The following is a 2,549-nucleotide window of genomic DNA, read 5'->3' as shown; positions in this document are numbered from 1 at the left end:
GTGGCGATTGGCTCGTCCCACCAAGACGGGGTGTCAACAGGAAGTTCGTGCCACCCGGGCGGATACGTTTCGGAACTTGCCAGAACGGCGATCGGGATGACCATTTCTTGTGGCGTCAGTCCGCCGTGGTATCCGTTCTTCTTGATTCCGTACCGCACCCGTTCGCTCCAGGGCGCGATCAACCTGTGGGACTCGGTGAGGACCCGGTGGCCGTGGACCTGTAGCTCATCTGATGACGGACTACCGGTTGCAGCCCTCCAACGCTCACCTCCATCGCAAGGTCGCGCCTGCGCCTCGCAATCCAGCACATGGCCATGATCACTTAACAGGATCACCAGGCGACCGGCAAGCCGGGATTCGTGCAGCAACGATGGGAGTACTTTGATCGCGTCTCGCGACCATCTCGTGTCGATCTGTTCTCCTTTGAGCAGGTTATCGTCGACAGCGTTGATCACCACCCCCACGATCCGCCTTTGAGGTGACGCGATCTGTTTCCGTACTTCGGCCGCGAGAACGGCATCGTCGGTTCCCTGGAGTGTTGCCTTGTGGAATAGCAAGGGGGGAAAGCCGCTCCGGCAACGGCTCAACAGGCGTGGATGCTCCGCAAACCCGGCGAGCTCCTCGGATGCCCCACCCTGACGCAGACGACCACACAGCAGACTCGTTCGGGAGAACTCGGTCACCGAGGGGATGGTCGCTATGCCGGGTCGATTGAATGCTCTCCCAGGTTCCCCCAGGACAACCCAATCATGGCGAGTCAGGTCCGACAAGAGCTCGCGACAAACAGCTACACTCATCCCGTCAATCACGAGGAGCAAGACCGGGGCTGCCGCAGCCAGGGGGGCAACAGTCTCTTCCAGGATTCTCTCGACGGGCAAGACCTCCTGGATCGGTGAGCCGGCCGCGGTCCAGTCAGCCAGAAGCCGGGCGAACTGGTGAGCTTGCCGGTCTCGGATCTTCGTCACTTCTTCAACCAACCGGGCATAGGCCCCGGATAGCTCTCGCACCGGATCGCCAGCCCTCAAGCTGAGCCTTGCCCAATCCACGAAACCTCCGTCGCGGAAATGTTCGGCGGCAGCCTCGGAGAGTGACTGTGGCTGTACATCGCCAATTCGTTTGCGTTCTCCAACCCATCTTACCAGTCGATGCGCCATTTCGACTCGTTCGATTTGCCGAACCTCCCGTGTCGACTGATCGTGATCTCGGACCGCGTCTCCGGCGGCTTTCAGCTCATCGAGCTGGTCCCACGTTTGACGTGCGAGCATTTCGCTGAGTCGGTGGCCGAAACGGGCGAGCCGCTGATCAAAACCGAGCAACGAGATGTCGCTGAGGTGGGCGTAGGCGTCAGCCTGAACCTCGCGGAGGATCTCATCCGCCCTCTGTATGACCTGTCGATAGGCCCTCGAGTCGGTATGGCGCAAGGCACGGACAACCTCAGTGGCCGCTGAACTCCAGCGCTGCAGCAAGCTCACTTCCTCGGTCTTTCCGCCCATGTAGCGTTCCTCGAGCTTCCCAGCCGCTCGCTCGAGCCTCCCCATGGTCTCAGGATGAAACACGACGCTGGCAGCAAGTCCCAATGGCACGGCATCAGGAAGCTCCAACTCGCTCACGCAACGGAGGATGACCGCTGCAACTTGCCCGATCTTCTCAACCAACCACTCGGTCACTCCCTTTCGGCAAGCCTCGGGTAAGCCTCGAAAACGGCCGGTTGCTGCGGTATCGATCGACCACCTGAGCAGCGGAGTGAGATCGGGAGGCTCTGCCGATAGGCCCAGCTCCTGTCGAAGCAAGATCGGCCAGACCGTTTCAGCATCCAGAAAACCACCCCTTGCCGCGGGATAGCCCTCGTTCGGAATTCGCTCCAGAAGCCGGTCGGCGATCCAGCCGTGTCGAGTCAATCCGGGATCAACAGCACGCGCCTGAAAGAGGGACCGAACAATCTGCCAGGAGTCGATCTGGAAAAGTCTGCGCTTGGCCAGCCGGAGCAGAATGTCATTTCCCAGATCCGTTTCATCGAGGGGGGTGATGAGGACTTTGGTAGCCCCCTCTTCGATCGGCAGACGGAGTGCCACCCTCATCGCCAGCGGCGAATCGCACTGGTGGATCGCGTACACGTGCGTTCCGTCGCGTCGCTCTGCTTCCCCTGTCCATCGCCCCGCCGCATGAATACCAATCGTACGAGCATGGGGCAGCTTCTGGTGAATCGCTGTGACCTGCGCCTTGATCTGCGAGAAAGTCGGCGTCGTTGCGCTCATCAGGCTTCACCACCTTCCTCGATCACCCAGCCCAGATTGATCCGCGCCGTCTGTTCAGGCTTCAAGTCACGACTCAACCGGGAGAGACACGCTTCGGCTTCTGCGATCGTCAAACCTTCCTTCGAATCTCGCTGGATCTCACGTCGTCCGGGCTTCACTGGCGGCAACGTGGGCACCTGAATAGGCTTTGTGAGCAACTGGACTGCCTTGGCCTGGGCTCCCCTCAAGGCCGGCGCGAGTTGCAGCGCATGTTCGTCGCTCCGCAAAGCTTCTCGAACCTCACCGAAAACCTGC

2 protein-coding genes are annotated in these 2,549 nt (G+C 60.7%); both read right to left on the bottom strand.

The genetic code is table 11. The annotated features are described in order from the left end of the window. Nucleotides 1-2,255: BREX-2 system phosphatase PglZ (gene pglZ / locus ACLP9N_RS10395; RefSeq protein WP_442407328.1), on the bottom strand; the 2,255-nt coding region annotated here is incomplete at its 3' end. After that, nucleotides 2,255-2,549, bottom strand: a 295-nt coding sequence (locus ACLP9N_RS10390; RefSeq protein WP_442407327.1) for a hypothetical protein, incomplete at its 5' end; no start/stop codon positions are given. The genes pglZ and ACLP9N_RS10390, both read right to left, overlap by 1 nt.

The sequence above is a fragment of the Mycobacterium sp. genome (genome assembly GCF_052144515.1).
Classification (GTDB): Bacteria; Actinomycetota; Actinomycetes; order Mycobacteriales; family Mycobacteriaceae; genus Mycobacterium.
This window is presented reverse-complemented; position numbering and strand designations above follow the sequence as displayed.